This window comes from Nocardia sp. NBC_00508, assembly GCF_036346875.1.
Taxonomy (GTDB): Bacteria; Actinomycetota; Actinomycetes; order Mycobacteriales; family Mycobacteriaceae; genus Nocardia.
In genome coordinates, this window is sequence record NZ_CP107852.1 from 5,444,601 (window position 1) to 5,464,875 (window position 20,275).

The 20,275-nt window shown below is 69.1% G+C and carries 9 protein-coding genes; 2 read left to right on the forward strand and 7 right to left on the reverse strand.

From position 1 onward, the window contains the following. Nucleotides 1–292: 292 nt before the first annotated feature. Together cutA and OHA40_RS24325 are read right to left on the reverse strand one after the other, a co-directional pair. Nucleotides 293–619, reverse strand: coding sequence for a divalent-cation tolerance protein CutA (gene cutA / locus OHA40_RS24320; protein ID WP_330229198.1), 327 nt, complete (start codon nucleotides 617–619; stop codon nucleotides 293–295). Next, entirely contained in the window at nucleotides 598–1,230 is a 633-nt protein-coding gene (locus OHA40_RS24325) for a helix-turn-helix domain-containing protein (protein ID WP_330229199.1), read from the reverse strand. Before OHA40_RS24325 ends, cutA begins: the two co-directional genes overlap by 22 nt. A 305-nt stretch (nucleotides 1,231–1,535) precedes the next feature. Between OHA40_RS24325 and OHA40_RS24330 the strand changes: the two genes are divergently transcribed. Then, nucleotides 1,536–1,850 carry a hypothetical protein gene (locus OHA40_RS24330; protein ID WP_330229200.1) on the forward strand — a complete coding sequence of 105 codons (315 nt, stop codon included), beginning with the start codon at nucleotides 1,536–1,538 and terminating at the stop codon, nucleotides 1,848–1,850. 368 nt (nucleotides 1,851–2,218) lie between these two features. On the opposite strand, the gene nrdF is transcribed toward OHA40_RS24330, so the two are convergent. Beyond that, nucleotides 2,219–3,181: a class 1b ribonucleoside-diphosphate reductase subunit beta gene (gene nrdF / locus OHA40_RS24335; protein WP_330229201.1), complete on the reverse strand. Its 963-nt coding sequence runs from the start codon at nucleotides 3,179–3,181 to the stop codon at nucleotides 2,219–2,221. A gap of 503 nt (nucleotides 3,182–3,684) precedes the next feature. Here nrdF and OHA40_RS24340 point away from each other — a divergent pair. Next, nucleotides 3,685–4,077: a DUF7144 family membrane protein gene (locus tag OHA40_RS24340; protein WP_330229202.1), complete on the forward strand. Its 393-nt coding sequence runs from the start codon at nucleotides 3,685–3,687 to the stop codon at nucleotides 4,075–4,077. A 159-nt stretch (nucleotides 4,078–4,236) separates the two neighbouring features. Here OHA40_RS24340 and OHA40_RS24345 read toward each other — a convergent pair whose 3' ends face one another. The 4 genes from OHA40_RS24345 to OHA40_RS24360 are packed head-to-tail and all read right to left on the reverse strand — an operon-like array spanning nucleotide 4,237 to nucleotide 20,139. Further along, nucleotides 4,237–5,055, reverse strand: a complete 819-nt coding sequence (locus OHA40_RS24345; RefSeq protein WP_330229203.1) for an ABC transporter permease — start codon at nucleotides 5,053–5,055, stop codon at nucleotides 4,237–4,239. Next, on the reverse strand, nucleotides 5,055–5,873 hold the full coding sequence (locus OHA40_RS24350; RefSeq protein WP_442943804.1) for an antibiotic transporter: 819 nt from the start codon (nucleotides 5,871–5,873) through the stop codon (nucleotides 5,055–5,057). Before OHA40_RS24350 ends, OHA40_RS24345 begins: the two co-directional genes overlap by 1 nt. Further along, nucleotides 5,870–6,856: an ATP-binding cassette domain-containing protein gene (locus OHA40_RS24355; protein ID WP_330229204.1), complete on the reverse strand. Its 987-nt coding sequence runs from the start codon at nucleotides 6,854–6,856 to the stop codon at nucleotides 5,870–5,872. Before OHA40_RS24355 ends, OHA40_RS24350 begins: the two co-directional genes overlap by 4 nt. Beyond that, nucleotides 6,853–20,139 (reverse strand): amino acid adenylation domain-containing protein, encoded by a 13,287-nt coding sequence (locus tag OHA40_RS24360; RefSeq protein WP_330229205.1) that lies wholly within the window; start codon nucleotides 20,137–20,139, stop codon nucleotides 6,853–6,855. Before OHA40_RS24360 ends, OHA40_RS24355 begins: the two co-directional genes overlap by 4 nt. Nucleotides 20,140–20,275: the final 136 nt, after the last annotated feature.

Consider the following 20,275-nt stretch of genomic DNA (forward strand, 5'->3'; position numbering starts at 1 on the left):
CATGCGGAGGGAGATCGCGGCGGTCGAAGGGAATGGTGCCGAGGCGGACCGCCGGACAGTCGTCCGCGCATCCGACAGCGGTCATTCAGCAGCGCAGTGATCAGCGCTGGTGCATCGAGACAATTTTCCACTCATTTGATCAGCTATATCACGGTGTTTCACCGCTCGACCGGACCGAATGCCTGCCGGGTCCCGAATATTTCGGTTCAGGAGGCGTCGCGGTCGCTCGAAGTTGTTGTGCGCCAATTTTATTTGTGCGTCGGGGAAACCGACTGCCGTGGAAGTCGGGGATTCACCCTCGCGTGGAGTCGAGGACCCATTGCCGGTAGCCGGGGTGGGCGTCGACCACGGGGACAGCAAGGACCTGGGGAGTTTCGTCGGGGTGGTCGGCGTCGGCCCGTTCGATGATTGCGGGAACCAGGCTGGCGCGTGTGTGCAGGATGACAAGCGCTTGCGCGTCGTCGTGAATCCGGCCTTCCCAGCGGTAAATCGACCGGATACCGGGAATGATGTTGCCGCACGCTACCAGCTCGTCCTCGATGAGTTTGTGCGTGAACTCGGCCAGCCACGCCGGGTCATCGGCAGCAATAGAGACATCTACGATTTCATCTTCGGCCATGTCGTCAAGTTTCCCTGGGTCTGGATCAATTCGCCCAGCAAATGTTCGACCTGGTCACGGTCGCGGGCGATTGCGCTCCAACCGCGAACGATCAATCCGGCGTAACTGAGGCCGGTCCACGACCCGATCATCGCGTGTCCGTGCGGGTGCAGGGCAGCGTACAGAGAACCCTTGGAACGAACGGCGCCATCAGTGGCGATGTACCAACCCATCAAGATTTCGTTGTCCCAGAGCTTCATTTCCCCGCGCCACTCGTAGGAGCCTTCGGAGACCGGCCGGGCTCGCGCGCCGTCCAGAGTGATGAACGCGCCGTTCTGCTGCATGGTCAGCTCGTGCACGTCCACTCGCTCCACATCGTCTTTCCAGGTCTGCCAGCCTGCCCACCAGACGCCGGACAGATCGAGCCCGCGCGGCGTGACGCCTGCCAGCTCCGACAGGGACACGTCCAGCGCCGTCGCTAGTCGCGCCGCGATCGACAGTGATGGTTCCGACGCGCCTGACTCGAATCGGGCTATCTGTCGCTGCCCCACACCGACCAGTTGGCCAAGGCCGTCTTGGGACAGCTGCAGCCGCTCTCGTTGCCTTCGGATGACATCGCCGGTAGTACTCACCGCCGCGTTCCTTCCTTCGATTGCTGACCAAAGCGTACCCATCGGCCCTATGATTAGACATGTACGTCTGATCAGACAGTGTTGACTAACCGGTGTTTCGCTTGGGAGGACAACGACGTGTGTGAAGAACTGCCCCAGTGCTTATCTCCCGGCGACTCGTACCCATCCGGCACCGCCACTCCGTGCCGAGAGGTCCGGATTTGGCGAGTGGGCGCCGGGCTGGGCGAACGGGAGCTCCGGACTTCCCGGTGCCGAGGTGTCGCATCCCCCGGCACCGGGAAACACCAAGCTACGGAAGGTCTCCGATGAGGAAGGGTGGGATCCGGACCGCTGAAACAGGGGACGGCCGGAAGACAGCGTATTGGCGGCTGCTCGGCCGTAGTGCGTACGTGATTCGCTTCCGGGTCAACGACGACGGCTCGACGGCATACCGGTTCCCCGGCAACCCGCTGCCGGCGGTTCAGCCCGGAACCGTCCTGTTCGACACCTTTCCCGATCTGGCGCAGGCCCGCGAGTGGTTCCCCGAGCACGACGACTTGTGGAACACGGTCCGGGACGCTTACTGGTCCACGCTGCTGGACTCTGCCGACGCTTCGGCTGGAGGAGTCGATGGTCGGTGAACTCGTGAATCTGCGGAGGTCCGCCGAATACCGACGGGCAGTTGCCGATTTCCGTCATGCGTGCGACCAATGGGCACGGGTGGGTGAACCCCCGACCGGACCCGAATTCGACCGGATCCAGACGGCGAGACGACAGTTTCTGAAGGTTGCGCCGGAAGCCACGGACCACCCCTGAACGCGCCTTACCGGAGCTCGGTCGAGGACCTTGTCGCAACACCTCGAGAATGGGTGTGCGATGGATTTCGAGATTCGGGAGAAGGTGCCAGCAAGCCGAGGAGTGTCTGTGGCCGCTCGGCTGGGATACCCCAGCCGAGCCGCTGGGGACAGCAGATCAACGACAGGGTTGCTTATGCCCCTGCGCTGATCGCTCAGAACTCCCAGTCTTCGTCCTCGGTGTTGACCGCCTTGCCGATGACATAGCTGGAGCCGGAGCCGGAGAAGAAGTCGTGGTTTTCGTCGGCGTTGGGGGAGAGGGCGGACAGGATGGCCGGGTTGACTTCGGTTTCGTCCCTGGGGAACAGGCCCTCGTAGCCGAGGTTCATCAGCGCCTTGTTGGCGTTGTAGCGGAGGAACTTCTTGACGTCTTCGGTGAGGCCGACTTCGTCGTAGAGATCCTGGGTGTATTCGACCTCGTTGTCGTAGAGCTCGAACAGCAGCTCGAAGGTGTAGTTCTTCAGCTCGTCACGCTCGGCCTGGGTGACCAGCTCCAAGCCCTTCTGGTACTTGTAGCCGATGTAGTAGCCGTGCACCGCTTCGTCTCGGATGATCAGCCGGATCATGTCGGCGGTGTTGGTGAGCTTGGCCCGCGACGACCAGTGCATCGGCAGGTAGAAACCGGAGTAGAACAGGAAGCTCTCCAGCAGGGTGGAGGCCACCTTGCGCTTGAGCGGGTCCTCGCCGTTGTAATAGGACAGCACGATCTCGGCTTTGCGCTGGAGATTGCGGTTCTCCTCCGACCAGCGGAACGCCTCGTCGATCTCGCGGGTGGAGCACAGCGTGGAGAAGATCGAGCTGTAGCTCTTGGCGTGCACCGACTCCATGAACGCGATATTGGTCATCACCGCCTCTTCGTGCGGGGTCAGTGCGTCCGGGATCAGGCTCACCGCGCCGACCGTGCCCTGGATGGTGTCCAGCAGCGTCAGGCCGGTGAAGACCCGCATGGTCAGCTGCTTCTCGTCGGCGGTCAGGGTGTTCCAGGACGGGATGTCATTGGAGACCGGGACCTTCTCCGGCAGCCAGAAGTTGCCGGTCAGCCGATCCCATACCTCTGCATCCTTTTCGTCGGGCACCCGATTCCAGTTGATGGCCGAAACCCGATCGATCAGTTTCATCCTGCCTCCACGCCTTTCCCAAGCCCGCTGCCGTCACGGAATATCTACCCTTGGAACACTACTCCTTGTGGGTGACAAGTCCGCGTAGCACAACACCTTGTGTCGCCGCAGCATGCGTCCGGGTGTGGGCAGTACACCTGGCACGCGCCGCGCGCGGCTCCCTATTGTGCGGCATGTGCCCGCCGGCGACCACATCGGTCCCGATCCGCCCAATCGATCGCTATGCGTTTGCCATTGTTCGATCGAACGCCCGGGAACGGTGCGCTGGCGGGGCCGCGCGCAGGTACGGCTGCGCGCCCTGGCAGCCGCGAAACCGTTGCCGAGCGTGGCGATTCGTCGATTTTTCGTGGTGCCGGAGCGTAGGCAGTGCCGGAAGTCACCAGGGGCCGGGCGCGGGCACCATGGGGCCCGGCGGGTGACCCGCCCTGGCTACCTGCGCCGATTCGACCAGATGAGCCGTTACGTTGGGCCGGACAGTGTCGCGCTTGGAAGGAGTGAGTGTTGTGACCAGTCCGATCAGCACCCGTCCGGTGCTCAGCGACATGACGATCTTCGCGGGCGTGCTCATCCTCCTCGCCGGTGTCCTGCACATGTTGACGGCCGTCGCGGCGATCGCGGGGCGCGAGGTCTTCGTGGTGACCGAGGATCAGGTGTTCCTGATCGACGTCGCCACGTGGGGATGGATCCACCTCGTGATCGGGGTACTGATAGTGATCGCGGGCTTCGCCATCGTGACCGGGAAGACCTGGGGTTATCTCGCGGGCATCGTGCTGGCGGCGCTCAGCATCCTGGACAACTTCCTGTTCGTATCGATCTACCCGTTCTGGGCGCTGGTGCTGATCGCCATCGACGTGCTGGTGATCTGGGCGCTGGCCAGGCAGCTCGCGGCCGAATAGCTGTGCTGGTTTTGCCAGCGCCTGCGGCGCTGGGTGCTCGCGGCCCCTTTTCACTGTGTTGGTCCTTCCGTTCGTCGAGTCGTCCTCGGTGACGTTAGGAACGGGCGCTCCTGGCGAGCTGGGACCGAGCTGGGAGTTCGCTGTGCGTGCGCGGCGAGTTCACCGCCTGCTGGCCCGGCGATAGCCGATGGCGGCGGGAACGGCGAAGACGATGATCGCGCCGAGCGACCAGGCGAAGGTCAGGGTGAGCGGGCGGGCCAGGGGCCCCTCGAAGGCGAGAGCCCGCATGGCGTCGACGGCCACCGACATCGGTTGGTTGCGGACCACGGGCTGGATCCACTTCGGGAAGGCGACCAGCGGAACGAATCCGGTGCTGAAGAACATCATCAGCGAGGTGAGGATCGTGATCCCCTCCACCAGCGTCGCTTTCGCCGTGAAGACCGCGACCGCGGTGACGATGGTGGCGAAGGCCAGGCCGAAGAACACCGGGATGAACAGGAAGACGATCGTCGCCGCGACGCCCTGGTGGAAGCGGAACCCGAGCAGGAGGCCGACCAGGATGACGGCGAGGGTGCACACGAAGATGCGGCAACCCTCCGCGAGGATACGGGAGGCGAGACCCGATGCGCGGTGCACCGGCAGCACCCAGAAGCGGGCGAGCAAACCCGCATCGCGTTCCCGGCCGAGCAGCACGCCCCCGGCGACCGCGCCGGACAGGGCGCCGACCAGGGCGACCATCGGCACCGAGCCGAAGAGCGCGCTCTCACCGGTGAACTTCTTGATCTGCCCGCCGATCACGGTGTTCAGCATGATCAACAGCAGACACGGAATGATCAGCGTCTCCAGCAGCGTCACCGGATTGCGCGCCCAGCGCAGCAGCAACCGCTGTGTCTGGAGCAGCGTGTGGCGCACCAGCGCCGACAGCGACAACTCCGAAGCGCTGTGTTGATCGTCCCTGCGATCGGCCAGCAGCACCATCACGCCCTCCTCGAGCTCAGCCGAAGCGACAGCGGAACGCAGATGATCAGGATGCCGATCGCCCAGGCCAGCGGCGGTCCCAGCAGCGACAAGGTCACCTGACCGGCGTTCGGCCCGGTGTCGCCGGCGAACGCCCGCAAGGCGATGGCCCACTGCGAGACCGGCTGATTGCGGACGAACGGCTGCACCCACTCCGGGAACTGATCCGCCGGAGCGATTCCCGACGACAACATGCCGAAGATCAACGGCGGCAGCACCAGCGCCTGCGCGGTCGCCTCCGGGTTGCGTGACACCGTCCCGATCACGTCCCCGCCCCAGATCAGCGCGAGACCGACGAGCAACGAGAACAGCAGGAAGCCGATCGTGTGCGCGGCGTCGAGATGGAAGCGGAACCCGATGACGTAGCCGCAGATCAACGCGGTGATCAGCCCGATGGTCAGGCGGAAGACACCGCTGGACAGGCGCGCCGCGACCGGGACCAGCGGACCGATCGGCATGGCGCCGAAGCGCCGGTTGAGTCCGGCGACCGAATCGGTGGCCGCGCGGAACGCCGCCGAGACGGCCGTGAACGCGGCGGCCTGCAGGATCACCAGCGGCATCATGAACTGCGCGTAGCTGCTGAATCCCGTGCCGAGCACGGTCATGATGGTCTTCAGCGGAATGTAGAAGCTGGCGGTGAACGCCGCGGGCGCCAGCACCGAGGTGAGCACCTCGCCGGTCTGCACCGAGGGCACGATCAGCCGCGCGGTGAGCACCCACCACTGCTGCGGCCGTAGCGGCATCGCGCGGGTCTGGGCGAGCCACGTCGCGGCCGTCACGACACGACCTCCGGCTGCGCGATCTTCTCCGTGCTCGCCAAATGCCCGGTGAGCTGGAGGAAGACGTCATCGAGCGAGGGTCGCCGCAGGGCGATGTCCACCAGTTCGACGCCCGAGCCGTCCAGTCGGCGCAGCGCCTCGGCGAGCGTCTTCGCGCCATCCGGCGCGGGTATGGCGATCCGATCGGACTCGGCGGTGAACGCGGCCCGGCTCTCCTGCGGCAGCAGCGAACCCAGCGCCGCGGCGATGGCGGGCAGGTCTTTCAGATCCAGCGGCACCACCTCGCAGTAGCTGCCTCCGGTCTGGGACTTCAGTTCGTCGGCGGTGCCCTGCGCGATCACCACGCCGTGGTCGATGACGATGATCCGGTCGCTGAGCGCGTCCGCCTCCTCCAGGTACTGGCTGGTGAGCAGGGTGGTGATGCCCGCCTTCTTGAAGCCGGACACCAGGTCCCAGACGCCCTGCCTGCTGCGTGGATCGAGCCCGGTGGTGGGCTCGTCCAGGAACACCACGTCGGGCCGCACGACGAGGCCGCAGGCGATGTCGATGCGTCTGCGCATACCGCCGGAGTAGGTGCCGACCCGGCGGCCCGCGGCGCGCTCGAGATCGAACTCGGCGAGCAGCTCGTCGGCGCGGGCGCGGGCGGCCCGCTTGCGCAGGCCCATCAGCCTGCCGAACATCACGAGGTTCTCGTAGCCGCTGAGCATGTCGTCGAGCGCGGCGTACTGTCCGGTCAGCATGATGCTGCGCCGCACCGCCGCCGGGTCGGCGACCACGTCGTACCCGGCGACCAGCGCGCGGCCGCGATCCGGGCGGATCAGCGTGGACAGAATGTTCACCGTGGTGGTCTTGCCCGCGCCGTTCGGTCCGAGGATGCCGAGCACCTCGCCCGGCTCGGCCGCGAAGTCGACTCCGCGCAATGCCTTGACCGTGCCGAACGATTTCTCGATTCCCTCGACGACGACTCCTTGATCGAAGCTCATCCTCGGCCTCCCAGATGTGCATCGAGCGCGCGCGCGATGACCGGCAGCACCTGCGGTGCGGTCAGTTCGTCGTGCGTGACCTCGATGTCGTGGTTGATGATCTCGCCGGTCACGTACGGCCGCCAGCCGTCGGGACCGAAGATGTCGGAGGTGTCGACGGTCGCGCTGAAGTACACGATGTCGCCGTCGAACACCGGGCGGCGATAGCCGGTTCTGGTCCGCGCGGAGGCGTTGTACGACCCGGCCATCCGCTCCAGAGTGGCGGCGTCGACCAGCGAGACACCGCCGAGCCGTTCCTTGATCAGGTCCGCCGCCTGCTGCGCGGTCGCCTCGGCGGGGACGTCGTGGATGCCGAACACCGAGCCGAACGTGTTGACGAACGAGCCTGCGGTGACCCGCTCGATGCTGTCGCCGTCGATATCGGCCGTGTCGGCGTCCAGCAGTGCGACCACACCGACCTCGGCGCCTTCGGCCTTCAGCTTCGTCGCCATCGCGTGGGCGATGAGCCCGCCGAAGGACCAGCCGAGCACGTGGTACGGGCCGTCCGGTTGCAGGGTGCGGATCTCGCGCACATAGCGGTCGGCGAACTCCTCGATCGAGCGCGCCGACGGTTCGTGGCCGCCGAGGTCAGGGGCTTGCAGGCCGTAGATCGGACGACCGGGAGCCAGCGCGTCGGAGAATCCCAGGTAGGTCCACGCCATCCCGGACGAGGGATGGACGCAGAACAGCGCGGGTTCGTCACCGCCGAGCCGGATCGGCAGTACCACGTCCAGTCCGAGACCGCCCGCCGCCGGAGTAGCCGGTGGCGCGGTGACCGCGGCCTCTTCCTCCGCGGCGGACCGTGCTGCCGGAGTTTGCGCGAAATGGGCTGCCGCGCGAAGTGTTTCGATCCACAGATCGGCCAGCTCGGCGACCTCGTCGCGGGTGAGCAGGGTCGAGGGGAAGCCGAAGCTCGCACGCAGGCGGTCGCCGATCACGACGGCGTTCACGTCGATCGCCGATTGCAAGGGCACCTCGGGGTGCTCGGCGACGTGCACGTCACCCAGGTCGTCGGTCGGCAGCCAGCCCAGGCCCTCGAGTCCGGCCGGGATGTCGCCGGTGGAGTACCTGCCGAGGTAGTTGAAGCCGACCCGTCCCGGGAGGCGTTCCGGAAGCTGCTGCGCCGTCTCGGGATCGAGGTAGCGCAGCAGGCCGAAGCCGATGCCCTTGTCCGGCACCGCGAGCAGCTGATGCTTCACCGCACGGATGGCCGCGCCGAGCGCGGGGCCCCCGGCGAGTGCGTCGTCGATATCGATTCCCGCCAGGCCGAGCCGCACCGGGTAGATGCTGGTGAACCAGCCGATGGTGCGGGACAGGTCGGCACCGGGGACCACTTCCTCCTGGCGGCCATGGCCTTCCAGCCGCAGCAGTGCCGTCGGCTCGGAGTCGCGCCAGCGCACCAGCGCCACGGCCAAGGTGGCCAGCAGCGTGTCGTTGACGCTGCCCTGGAACAGGCCGGGCAGGGTGGTGAGCAGCGCGGCGGTGACATCCGCGGACACCTCGCGCTCGACCATGCGCAGCGTGCCGGTGTTGTCGATCGCGGGGTCCAACTCCCGGCCGCCGATCAGCGGATCGGGTCCGGCGAGAACGTCGCGCCAATACGCGAGTTCGGCGCTGCGCCGATCGGAGTGCGCCTCCTCGGCCAACGCGTGCGCCCAGCGCCGCATCGAGGTTCCGGTCTCCGCGAGCACCGGGGTGTTGCCGACCGACACCTGCGCCCAGGCCGCCACCAGGTCCGGCACCAGGATGCGCCAGGACACGCCATCGATGGCCAGATGGTGCGCCAGCACGATCAGCCGCCCCGCGCCGGTGCGCATGCCCGCGGCGCCCACCGGGTCCAACCAGATGAACTGCAGCACGGTGCCGTTCGCCGGATCGAGCCGGTTCGCCGCGGCGTCCAGTTCGGTCATGGCGAACTCGTGCAGCTCGATCGGCTCGATCGCGTCGAACTCGATGCGGTGTACGAGCGCGTCCACGTCGACCGAGCCGGGCGGGCCGACCACGATGCGTGGGCCGTCCTCGCCGTCGGCGACCAGCCGGGCACGCAGCATGTCGTGCCGATCCACCGCGGCGGTGAGCACCGCGGCGATCTGGGCACGCTCGATGCCCACCGGCAGCTCCAACACCGCGGTCTGGGCGAAGCGGTCGTAGTTTCCGCCACGCTGGAGCATGTAGTGCACGATCGGCGGCACCGGCAATTCGCCGACGCCGCCGCCGGGCAGTTCGTCCAGCGTCACCGCGGTGCCCGCGGCGTCGATCGCCGCGGCCAGCGCCGCCACCGTGCGGTGCTCGAACACCTGCAACGGGGTGCAGGAGATGCCCTGCTGCTTGGCGCGCGACACCAGCTGGATCGCCAGGATGCTGTCGCCGCCCAGCGCGAAGAAGGAATCGTCGGCGCCGACTCGCGCCACCCCGAGCAGCTCGCCGAAAATCGCGGCCAGCTGCTCTTCGGCCTCCGTGGACGGCGCGCGGTACTCGGTGTGGTCCGCGGTGAACTCCGGTGCGGGCAGCGCCTTGCGGTCCAGCTTGCCGACCGCGTTGAGCGGGATCTCGTCCAGCACGACGAACGCCGAGGGCACCATGTAGCCGGGCAGGATGTCGGCGGCGAACGCGCGCACCTTCGCCACGTCGAGGTCGAACCCAGGCGTACGGACCAGGTAGGCGGCCAGCGCGGTCGCCCCGGTGGGGCCGGGCACGCCGAGCGTCACCGCGAAGTCCACCCCCTCGGCGCGGCCGAGCACGGCGTCGATCTCGCCGAGCTCGATGCGCTGGCCGCGGACCTTGACCTGGAAGTCGGTGCGGCCGACGTACTCCAGCTCGAGCCCCGCCTCGGTACGGATCCAGCGCACCAGATCACCGGTGCGGTACATCCGTTCGCCCGCCGCGCCGAACGGGGCGGCCATGAAGCGAGCGGCGGTCAGGCTCGCCCGGGCGTGGTAGCCGCGGGCCAGCGCGGGTCCGGCGAGGTACAACTCGCCCGCCACGCCCACCGGGACCGGACGCAGCCGATCGTCGAGAACCAGCACGGCCGCGCCCTGCACCGGCGTGCCGATGGTCACCGGCAAGCCGAGCTCGAGCGGCGCCGAACCCGTTGCCCAGATGGTGGATTCGGTCGGACCGTACAGGTTGACCATGGTGCGCCCGGTGGCCCAGCGTTCGACCAGTTCGGCGCCGACCGCCTCACCGGCCACCGCGAGCACCCGCAGGCTGGTCACCTCGGCGGGATCGAGGGTGGCCAGCGCGGACGGGGTGATCACCATGTGGGTGACCTGCTCGGCCTCGATCAGCTCCGCGAGTGCGCTGCCGCCGAACACATCCGGCGGTGCGACCACCGACGCGGCACCGGAGCCGAACGCCATGATCGCCTCGAACACCGACGCGTCGAAGCTCGGCGACGCCACTTGCAGCACCCGGGAGTGCTCCGCCAGACCGAGCGACTTCTGTTGCGCCGAAACGAGATCGGCCAGGCCGCGGTGGGAGACGGAGACACCTTTCGGCGTGCCGGTGGAACCGGAGGTGTAGATCATCCACACCGCGTTGTCCGGCCGGATGGGGCCGGGCAGGTCGCGCTCGTCCAGCGGGTGGCTGCTCGCGGCGCCCCAGCGTTCGACGAGGGCGAGGTCATCGAGCACCAGCCAATTCGTGCTGTCGGGCAGCATCGGCCGGTACGCGGTAAGGGTGAGTCCCAGTGTCGCGCCGGAGTCGGTGAGCATGTGATCGATGCGGTCGATGGGGTGCTTCGGATCGACCGGCAGGAACGCCGCACCGGCCTTGGCGGCAGCCCACATGCCGGTGAGCAGTTCCGCGGAGCGCGGAAGCCCCAGCGCCACCACGGTTTCGGGGCCTGCGCCCGACTCGAGCAGGATGCGGGCGAGACGGTTGGCGTACGCGTCGATCTCGCGGTACGTGGTGGTGTATCCGCCGACCACCAGGGCCGGCCGTTCCGGGTACCGCTGGGCGGTCTCGGCCAGCACGCGGGGAAGCGTTGTCGTTCCGGCGGTTTCGGGACCGCGCACCGGCACCAGCGTCGCACGTTCGGCGTCGTCGAGGATGTCGATATCGGCGATGGGCACGTCGGGTCGCGCGAGGACGGTCGCGAGCACCTGCCGCCACCGGGCGGCGAACGCGGCCACGGTCGCCTCGTCGAACAGATCCGTCGCGTAGGTCAGCACTGCGTCGATCCCCGCGGGAACGCTCTCGCTGAAGCGCTCGCGCAGATCGAGGGTCAGGTCGAACTGGGAGGCGTTGCGATCGAAATCCTCTACCTCGAAACGCAGGCCAGGCAGCTCCAGCACCGGTTCGACGAAGTTCTGCAGCGACAGTGACACCTGGAACAGCGGATGGTGCGCGGTCGAGCGGGGCGGGTCCAGCACTTGGACCAGCCGCTCGAACGGGACGTCCGTGTTGGCGAAGGCGTCCAGATCCGTGGACCGGACGGTGTCCAGGAACACCGCGAAGCCGATGCCGGGATCGACCGGAGTGCGCAGCGCCAGGGTGTTGACGAACATGCCGACCAGCTGGTCGAGCGCCTCTTCGCCGCGACCGGCGACCGGGGTGCCGATCAGCACGTCGTCGGTGCCGCCGAGCCGGGCGAGCAGCACCGCGAGCGCGGCGTGCACGACCATGAACGGGCTGACGTGCTGCGCCGCGGCGAAGTCCACCAGGTCGCCGTGCATTTCGGCGTCGATGGCGAAGCCGAGATCGGCGCTGTGCATGGTCTGCACCGCAGGCCGCGGGCGGTCGGAGGGCAGTTCCAGGACGTCGGGCGCGCCCGCCAATGCCTCGCGCCAGAACCGGATCTGGCGTGCCGCGGTCGATTCCGCGTCCGCCTCGTCGCCGAGCACCTCGCGATGCCAGAGCGCGAAGTCGGCGTATTGCACCGGCAGCGGGACGCGGGTGGCCTGCCCGCCGCTGGACCTTTCCGAATACGCGGCGGCCAGGTCGGCGGCCAGCGGCGCCATCGACGCGCCGTCCGCGCTGATGTGGTGCACCACCAGCACGACGACGTGCACCGGCGGATTCGCCGCCATCGGTTCGGGGTGCGCCGCGTAACTCGACGAGACCGGCGCGGACGCGACCGGTGCGGCTCCGGTGGAGGGGCCCGACGACACCGGCCCGGCACCCGCGGAGGGCTCCGCCGCTCCGTGGATCCGGAACAGGCCGACCCGCAGTGGCGGTTGGGTGGCCAGGTCGAATCCGGTGCTCGCGAGCTCGGTGATGCGTGCGCGCAGCGCCGCGCCGTGCTCGGCGTCGAGCATCGGCATGGCGGGCACGGCCACGTCGGCGCCGACCACCACCTGGCGCGGCCCCTCCGCGTCCGCGGGATAGAGCGTGCGCAGGCTCTCGTGGCGCTGGACCACGTCGACGAGCGCGGCGCGCAACGCCTCGACGTCCAGGGCTCCGGTGAGTCGCAGCGCGACGGCGATGTTGTAGGCGGGCGAGTCCGGATCCATCCGGTTGAGCACCCACATGCGCTGCTGCGCGGGCGACAGCGGAACGCGGTCCGGGCGAATCCGCGGCGCGAGGACGAACCGCCCCGGTTCCGCGCCGGTCGCGGGAACCACCCGGGCGGACAGCTGGGCCACCGTCGGCGCGTCGAACAGATCGCGCAGCGCGATCCGCGACCCGAGGGCCGCGTTCACCCGCGCCACCACCTTGGTCGCGCTCAGCGAGTTGCCGCCGAGCTCGAAGAACGACTGGTCGGCGCCGACTCGCTCGCGGCCGAGCACGTCGCCGAACACCGCGGCCACCGCCTCCTCGACCGGCGTACGCGGCGCCAGGTAGGGCCGGTGCGTCTCGGAGAAGTCCGGTACCGGAAGGGCTTTGCGATCCAGCTTGCCGACCGGGGTGAGCGGAATCGAGTCCAGGACGACGAGGTAGCCGGGCACCATGTACCCCGGCAGTTCGGCGGCCACCTGGGCGCGCAGTCGCTCGACATCCAGCCGAACGCCCTCGACGGGCAGCACGTACGACACCAGGACGGTGGTCCCGGCCGGACCGGTGAGCCCGATAGTGACGGCGTACTCGACCTCGTCGTCCCTGGAGAGCACCGCGTCGATCTCGCCGAGCTCGATCCGCAAGCCGCGGATCTTGACCTGGAAGTCGCTGCGGCCCAGATATTCCAGCTCGTACGCGCCGTCGTGCCCGATCACCCAGCGCACCATGTCGCCGGTGCGGTACATCCGGCCGCCGGGTTCGCCGGAGGGGTCGGCGACGAAACGGCTCGCCGTCATCTCGAACCGGTTGAAGTAGCCGCGCGCGAGTGCGGGACCGGCCAGGTAGAGCTCACCGGGCACGCCCACCGGCACCGGCCGCAGCCAGGTGTCCAGCACCATGGTGGCGGCGCCGCGGATCGGTCCGCCGATCGTGATGGGCTCGCCGGAGACGAGTTCGCCAGGGCCCGTCGCCCAGATGCTGAATTCGGTGGGGCCGTACAGGTTCACCATGCGCCTGCCGGGCGCCCACCGCTCGATCAGCTCCGGGGTCGCCGCCTCGCCCGCGACCGCGAGCACGCGCAGGTGGTCCAGGTCGACGGGTTCCATGGTGGCCAGCGCCGACGGCGTGATCACCGCGTGGGTGACCCGCTGGGTGCGCAGCAGGTGTTCGAGTTCCGCGCCGCCGTAGACGTCCGGCGGCGACACCACCAGCCTGCCGCCGGCGCCGTGCGCGATCAGCAGCTCGAACACCGAGGCGTCGAAGCTGGGCGAGGCCACCTGGAGCACGCCGGCGGTGTGGTCCAGGCTCAGCGTCTCGCGTTGCGCGACAACCAGATTCGCGATACCGCGGTGGCTGAGCAGCACAGCTTTCGGCTTGCCGGTGGAGCCGGAGGTATAGATCAGGTACGCGGTCTGGTCGAGGTCGATGGGCCCGCCGCGCTCCTCGTCGGTGATCGGCGCATCCGGGACGGTCATCGCCCGGCGGATGGTGTTGAGATCGTCCAGCAGTAGCCAGTCGACCGTGCCCGGCAGCGTCTCTCCGGTCGCGGTGACCGTCAAACCGATCGGCGCCTTGGAGTCGGCGAGCATGTGCTCGATGCGCTCTACCGGGTAGTTCGGGTCCAGCGGTGCGAATGCCGCGCCGGTCTTGGCCAGCGCCCAGACCGCGACCACCGATTCCAGCGACCGGGTCAGCGCGAGCACGACGAACACCTCGCGCCCGACGCCCCGGCGCAGCAGCACGCGGGCGAAGCGGTTGGACCACGCGTCGAGTTCGCCGTAGGACATGGTGAGCTCACCCGCGGCGACCGCGATCGCGTCGGGATCGATCCGCGCGCCCGCGGTCAACAGCTCGGGCAATGTGGCCGACCACGCCGATTCCTGGCCGCGCACCGGAAGCAGAGCTTCGCGCTCGGTGTCGTCGCAGTACTGCAGCTGGGAGACCAGCGCGCGCGGGTTGTCGGCGAGCTGGGTGAGCAGCCGGACGAAGCGATCCAGCAGCGGCCGTGCCGCCTCGGGGGGAAGCTGGTCGGCCAGGTACTTCAGCGTGATTCGCAGCGTGTCCTGCTCGTCGGCGCCGCGCAGCGGAATCACCATGAGGTTCAACGGGTATGGCGTCGCGTCGGTGCCTTCCACGTCGAGCACCCGCATGCCGGCGATGTCCAGCGCCTGCGACAGCGCCTCGCGGTCGATCGGGTAGGACTCGAACACAGTGAGGGTGTCGAACAATTCGGCCAGGCCGACCGCCTGGTGGATGGCGGCCAAACCGATGTGCTGATGGTCCAGCAGCCGCGCCTGCTCGGACTGCACGCGCGCGAGCAGGTCGGCCACTTTCTCCGCCGGATCGAGCCGCACCCGCACCGGCAGTGTGTTGATGAACAGGCCGACCATTTCCTCGACCCCGCCCAGCTCCGGCGGCCTGCCCGAGACCGTACCGCCGAACACCACGTCGGTGCGGCCGGTGAGCATCGCCAGCAGCATCGCCCACGCGGCCTGCACCAGGGTGTTCACCGTCGCGCCCGCTTCCCGGCCCGTGGTCTCCAGCCGGGCCACGGTGGCGCGGGACAGATCGACGGACATCATGCCGGTTTCGGTCGATTCGATTCCGGCGAGAGTGGGCACCGCGCGAGTCGGGGCGTCCACGCCGGACAGCGAATCAGCCCATGCCGCAAGTGATTCCGTGTCGTCCCTGGTCCGCAGCCAGGTCAGGAACTCGCGATAGGAGTGCGCGGGCGGCAGCGCGGAGGCGTCGCCGTCGGTGACGTAGAGGGTGAGCAGCTCGCGCACCAGCAGCGGTGTGGACCAGCCGTCCAGCACCAGGTGGTGGTTGGTCAGCAGGAAACGGTAGGTGTCGGGGCCGATCCGCAGCAGCGTGCAACGCAGCAGTGGAGGACGGGTCAGCTCGAACCGGGTGCGCGCGTCCACGGCGATGAGCCGCTCGATTTCGCGGGCGCGCTCGTCCTCGTCGGCGATGGCGGTGAGATCCGCTTCGTGCCATTCGATCTCGGCGTCGGCCAGAACCAGCTGGCGCGGACCGTCCTCGGTCTCGGCGAACGCGACGCGCAGGTTCTCGTGCCGGGTCACCAAAGCCTGTGCGGCGCGGCGCAATCGGGCCGAGTCCACGGTGCCCGCCAGGGTGAGCAGCGACTGCACGGTGTAGCCGTCGGCGGTGTCGGAGTCGTACAGCGCGTGGAAGAGCAGGCCGTACTGCAACGGCGAGAGGGGCCACACGTCGGTGAGGTTCGGGTAGTCGCGCTCCCAGGCATCGATCTGTGCCTGGGTGACGGCGACAAGATCGAAGTCCGAGGGGGTGCGTCCACCCGACCCGGGGGATTCGGCGTGCTCGGCGAGGGCGCCGAGGGCCTGCGTCCACAGCGCTGCGAGTTCCGCGAGTTCCGCCTCCTCGAAGAGACGTGCGGCATAGGCCCAGGTGACTTCGAGGCCGGAATCGGTGTGGACGGCGTTGATGTCCACCGCCGCGGCCAGCGGCGCGCGATCGTCCTGGGTCGCGGCGAACCGTCGCGGCAGCCAGGGCTCCGCCTCACCGCCGGTGGTCGCGCGGCCGAGATAGTTGAAGCTGATCTGCGGGGTGGGCGCGTCCGCGAGCGCCGCCGCCGTCTCGGGCACCAGGTAGCGCAGCATGCCGAACCCGATGCCCTTGTCCGGCAGGGCCCGCAGCTGTTCCTTGGTGGCCTTGATCGCGGCGCCCGCCGCGGCACCACCCTCGAACGCGTCCGCCGGATCGATGCCGGTCAGGTCGACCGCGACGGGATAGATGCTGGTGAACCAGCCCACCGTGCGCGCGATGTCGGCCCCGGGCAGGACGGATTCGGCGCGACCGTGGCCTTCCAGGGTGAACAGCGCCGAGGTGCGTCCGCGCCACCGGGCCACCGCCAGCGCGAGCCCGGCCAGCAGCACGTCGTCGGCGCCGCAGTGGAAACGATCCGGTGCGATGGTGAGCACCGTCCGCGCGATCTCCGGCGGCACGACCGTCGTCAGGTCCGCCATGGTGGCGACCACGTCCAGTTCCGGGTCCATCGGCGCCGAGCCGAGTGCCGGATCGGGCGTGGCCAGAATGCGTTGCCACAGTGGCAGTTCCGCGACCCGAGTGGCGGCGTGCTCGCGCTGCCCGTGCGCCCAGCGCCGGAACGAGGTGCCGACCGGCGCGAGCTCGGCGCCCAGCGCGGCGGTGGCCAGATCCGGCAGCAGGATGCGCCAGGAGACGCCGTCGGTGACCAGGTGGTGCAGCACGAGCCACAGCAGCGGCGCGGCGCCTCGGCGCTCGATCCACACGAAGCGCGCCAGGCGGCCGGACTCCGGGTCGAGCTGGTCGGCGGCGCGCTGCAGCTCGCGTTCGCAGGTCGCCTCGACATCCGCGTACGCGGTCACGACCTCGAGCAGGGCGTTCGCGTCCACCGCGCCGGGTTCGGCGACCACCCAGCTCCAGTCGTCGTCGGTGCGCCGCAGGGTGGAGCGCAGCAGGTCGTGCTGGTCGAACAGGGCTTGCACCGCGCCGACCAGCCGCGCGCGTTCGATTCCGGACGGCAGCTCGATCAGTACGGCCTGGGCGAACCGGCGCCAGGAGTCGCCGTGCTCGAGCATCGCGTGCACGATCGGCGTGAGTTCCACCTCGCCGACCCCGCCACCGGGCAGTTCGTGCACCTCCACAGTCGGCACGTCGGTGGCGATCGCGGCCAGCGCCGCGACGGTCTTGCGCTCGAAGACATCCCGTGCGCTGAACCCGATCCCGGCCGCCTTGGCTCGCGACACCAGCTGGATCGACACGATGCTGTCGCCGCCGAGCGCGAAGAAGCTCTCGTCGACACCCACCGTGTCCAGCCCGAGCACCTCCGCGAACAGCGCGGCGAGCGTCTTCTCGCGCGGCGTGGACGGCGGCCTGCTCGTGACCGTGCGGGCGCCGAACTCCGGCGCGGGCAACGCCTTGCGGTCCACCTTGCCGAGTGGCGTCAGCGGGAGGCTGTCCAGCACCATGACCACGGCCGGCACCATGTAAGCCGGAAGCGTCTCGCCCGCAGCGGCTTTCAGCGCCTCCGTAGGCACCTCCGCGCCCGGCTTGGGCAATACGTAGGACACGAGCGCGGTGGCGCCCGACCCGGTCTCGACGCCGAGGGTGAGCGCGAAGTCGACATCGGGGTGCCGCTGCAGGGCGGCGTCGATCTCGCCCAGCTCGACACGGAAGCCGCGCACCTTCACCTGGAAGTCGCTGCGGCCCTGGTACTCCAGCTCGATCCGGCCGTCGTGCCCGACCCAGCGCACCAGATCGCCGGTGCGGTACATCCGCTCACCGGTCGCGTAGGGGTTGGCGACGAAGCGGTCGGCGGTGAGCCCGTTGCGCCGGTGGTAGCCGCGCGCCACACCGGGACCGGCGAGGTAGAGCTCACCGGTGGTGCCCGGGGGCAGCGGCCGCAGCCACGGGTCCAGCACCACGGCCGACACATCGCGGGCGAGACCGCCGATGGTGACCGGCGCGTCCGGAGTCAGCGGGGCGCTGAGCGTCACGGTGACGGTGGTCTCGGTGGGGCCGTAGCCGTTCAGCAGGGTGCGGCCGGACCACTTCGCGACCAGCTCCGGTGGACAGGCGTCGCCGCCGACGATCACGGTGCGCAGATCGGGCAGGGTCGCCGGGTCCAGCGATCCCACGACGGCCGGGGTGACATTGAGGTGGGTGACACGGTGGGCGCGCAGCACCTGCGCGAGCTCCTCGCCCGCGTACGCCGACGGCGGCACCACCGCCAGCGTCCCGCCCGCCGCGAGCGTGACCAGGATTTCCTCGACCGAGATATCGAAGCTCGGCGACACCGCATGGGCGACAACGGAATCCGCGTCGATGCCGAATCCGGCGCCGGAACTCGCGACCAGGTTCGCCAGCCCGCGGTGCGGGACGAGCACGCCCTTGGGCAGCCCGGTGGAGCCTGAGGTGTAGATGATGTACGCCACCTGGTCCGGGTGCGGCGCCGCGGTTCGCTCGGCGTCGGAGAGCGCCGCGGCGTCCTGCTCGGCCAAGGACCGCTCGGTGCTCTCGTCATCGAGGATCAGCCAGGACACCCGGTCCGGCAACGACTTGCGCGCCGCCGCGACCGTGACACCCGTGACGACCTCGCTGTCGCCGACCATGTGCTCGATCCGGTCGGACGGATAGGTCGGATCGATCGGCACGAACGCCGCGCCGGTCTTGGCCACCGCGATCGTCGCCAGCACCGACCGGACCGAACGCGGAATCGAGATCGCCACGGTGCGCTCGGGTGCGGCGCCCGCGGCGATCAGCACCCGGGCCAGGCGATCGGTGTAGTCGTCGACCTCGCGGTAGGTCAGCGCGGTCGCGCCTTCGACCAGCGCAGTCGCCTGTGGATCGCGGGCCGCGCCCGCGGCGAGCAGCGCCGGAAGCGTGCGGGGTGCGACGCCCGCGGCGCCGCGTGCGGGGGCGTAGACGGCGCGCTCGTCCGCCGAGAGCGCCGAGATGGTCGTCAGCGGCGCATCCGGTCCCGCGGCAAGGAAGCGGTGCAGGAACGACAGGAACCGGTGGTGCTGCGCGGCCAGTTCGGTGCCGGTGTAGAGGTTGCCGTTGGCTTGGAAGTCGATGTGCGTGCTCTCGCCGCCGACGCCCGGATACAAGTTGACGAACAGGTCGTCGATCAACCCGGAGGTCAGCACGTGCAGCCGTCCGGTGACCGGACCGAGCTGGATCCTCGTGTCGACCATCATCAGGTTCACCGAAGGGCCGAAGGACCCGGCCTCGTCCATCGGCCAGCCGAGGTCACGGAAGATGTCCTCCTGGCGGTAGCGCTGCCGACGCAGCGCCCCGGTCAGCTCGCCCTGGGCGGCCCGGATCACGTCGCCGACCGTGGTGGCCGGCGCCATCCGCAACCGCAGCGGGACGACGTTGGCGATCATGCCGCCGGAACGGCGCAGCGTCGCGGTGGTGCGCGCCGACACCGGAAGACTCAGCACGACCTCCGGTGCGCCGGTCATCGCGGACAGATACGCGCCGAAGGCCGCGACCACGGTGGGCGCGACGCCGGAGGACACCTGCTCGGCGACGACGTCCAGCATCCGCGCGGTGTCGGTGGGCAGGTCGCCCTCGACCCGGATCGGATGCCCGTCCACGCCCGCGGTGCGGCCCGCCAGGTTCACCGGGTCGGCCATGCCGTCCAGATGGGCGAGCCAATGCTCCCGGTCGGCGGCGAATCGATCCGAACTGCGGTAGGCCAGGTCCGCCTCGACGATCTTGCGCAGATCCTCCGCTTTCGCAGGCGGGGGTTCGCGACCATCGACGGCGGCGTTGTAGAGCTCTCCGGTGCGCTGCACCACGGTCAACGCGCCCATCCCGTCGAGCACGATGTGGTGGATCCGCGAATACCAGAACCAGCGCTCCGCACCGACTCGCAGCATGGCGATGCGCACCAGCCGGTCGCGGGTCAGCTCGAGCGGGGCCTCGTACTCCGCCCGCATCCAGGCATGAGCGGCCGCTTCCGGGTCGGGTTCGGCGCGGAAGTCGATGGTTTCCAGGCTGTCGTCGAGCGTGCTGTCGACGAATTGGAAGGGATGCCCCTCCACCTCGACCAGGCGCAGGTAACCGGTGCCGAACTCGCGCCCGGCCTGCCGCGCCGAGCGCGCGAGCAGGTCGACATCGATCTGTCCGTTCAGTTCGACGTACTGGGCGATGGATATCGGGGTGGCACCGGCGACATGCTGGGCGAACCAGATGCCGCGCTGCGCCGCCGACAGGGCGAAGGCCCCGTCGGGAAGAACTGTGTCCGTATCTTTCGCCGAAAGGGAAGGCTGTTGCATGACGTGTCCTACGTTCTGACCGCGGTCGGACTACCCAGGTGTGACCGCCCGTAGCCACCGCGGTAGTTGGTAGTACCTGCCGCCGCACAGCACGCGGCAACTCAATTCTGAACCGGTGCGGACGGCGCTGCGGGGG

Excerpts from the sequence above, each read along its gene's own strand:
- OHA40_RS24345 (WP_330229203.1), bottom strand. The coding sequence starts at position 5,055 with ATGGTGCTGCTGGCCGATCGCAGGGACGATCAACACAGCGCTTCGGAG.
- OHA40_RS24355 (WP_330229204.1), bottom strand. The coding sequence starts at position 6,856 with ATGAGCTTCGATCAAGGAGTCGTCGTCGAGGGAATCGAGAAATCGTTC.
- OHA40_RS24330 (WP_330229200.1), top strand. The coding sequence starts at position 1,536 with ATGAGGAAGGGTGGGATCCGGACCGCTGAAACAGGGGACGGCCGGAAG.
- OHA40_RS24360 (WP_330229205.1), bottom strand. The coding sequence starts at position 20,139 with ATGCAACAGCCTTCCCTTTCGGCGAAAGATACGGACACAGTTCTTCCC.
- nrdF (WP_330229201.1), bottom strand. The coding sequence starts at position 3,181 with ATGAAACTGATCGATCGGGTTTCGGCCATCAACTGGAATCGGGTGCCC.
- cutA (WP_330229198.1), bottom strand. The coding sequence starts at position 619 with ATGGCCGAAGATGAAATCGTAGATGTCTCTATTGCTGCCGATGACCCG.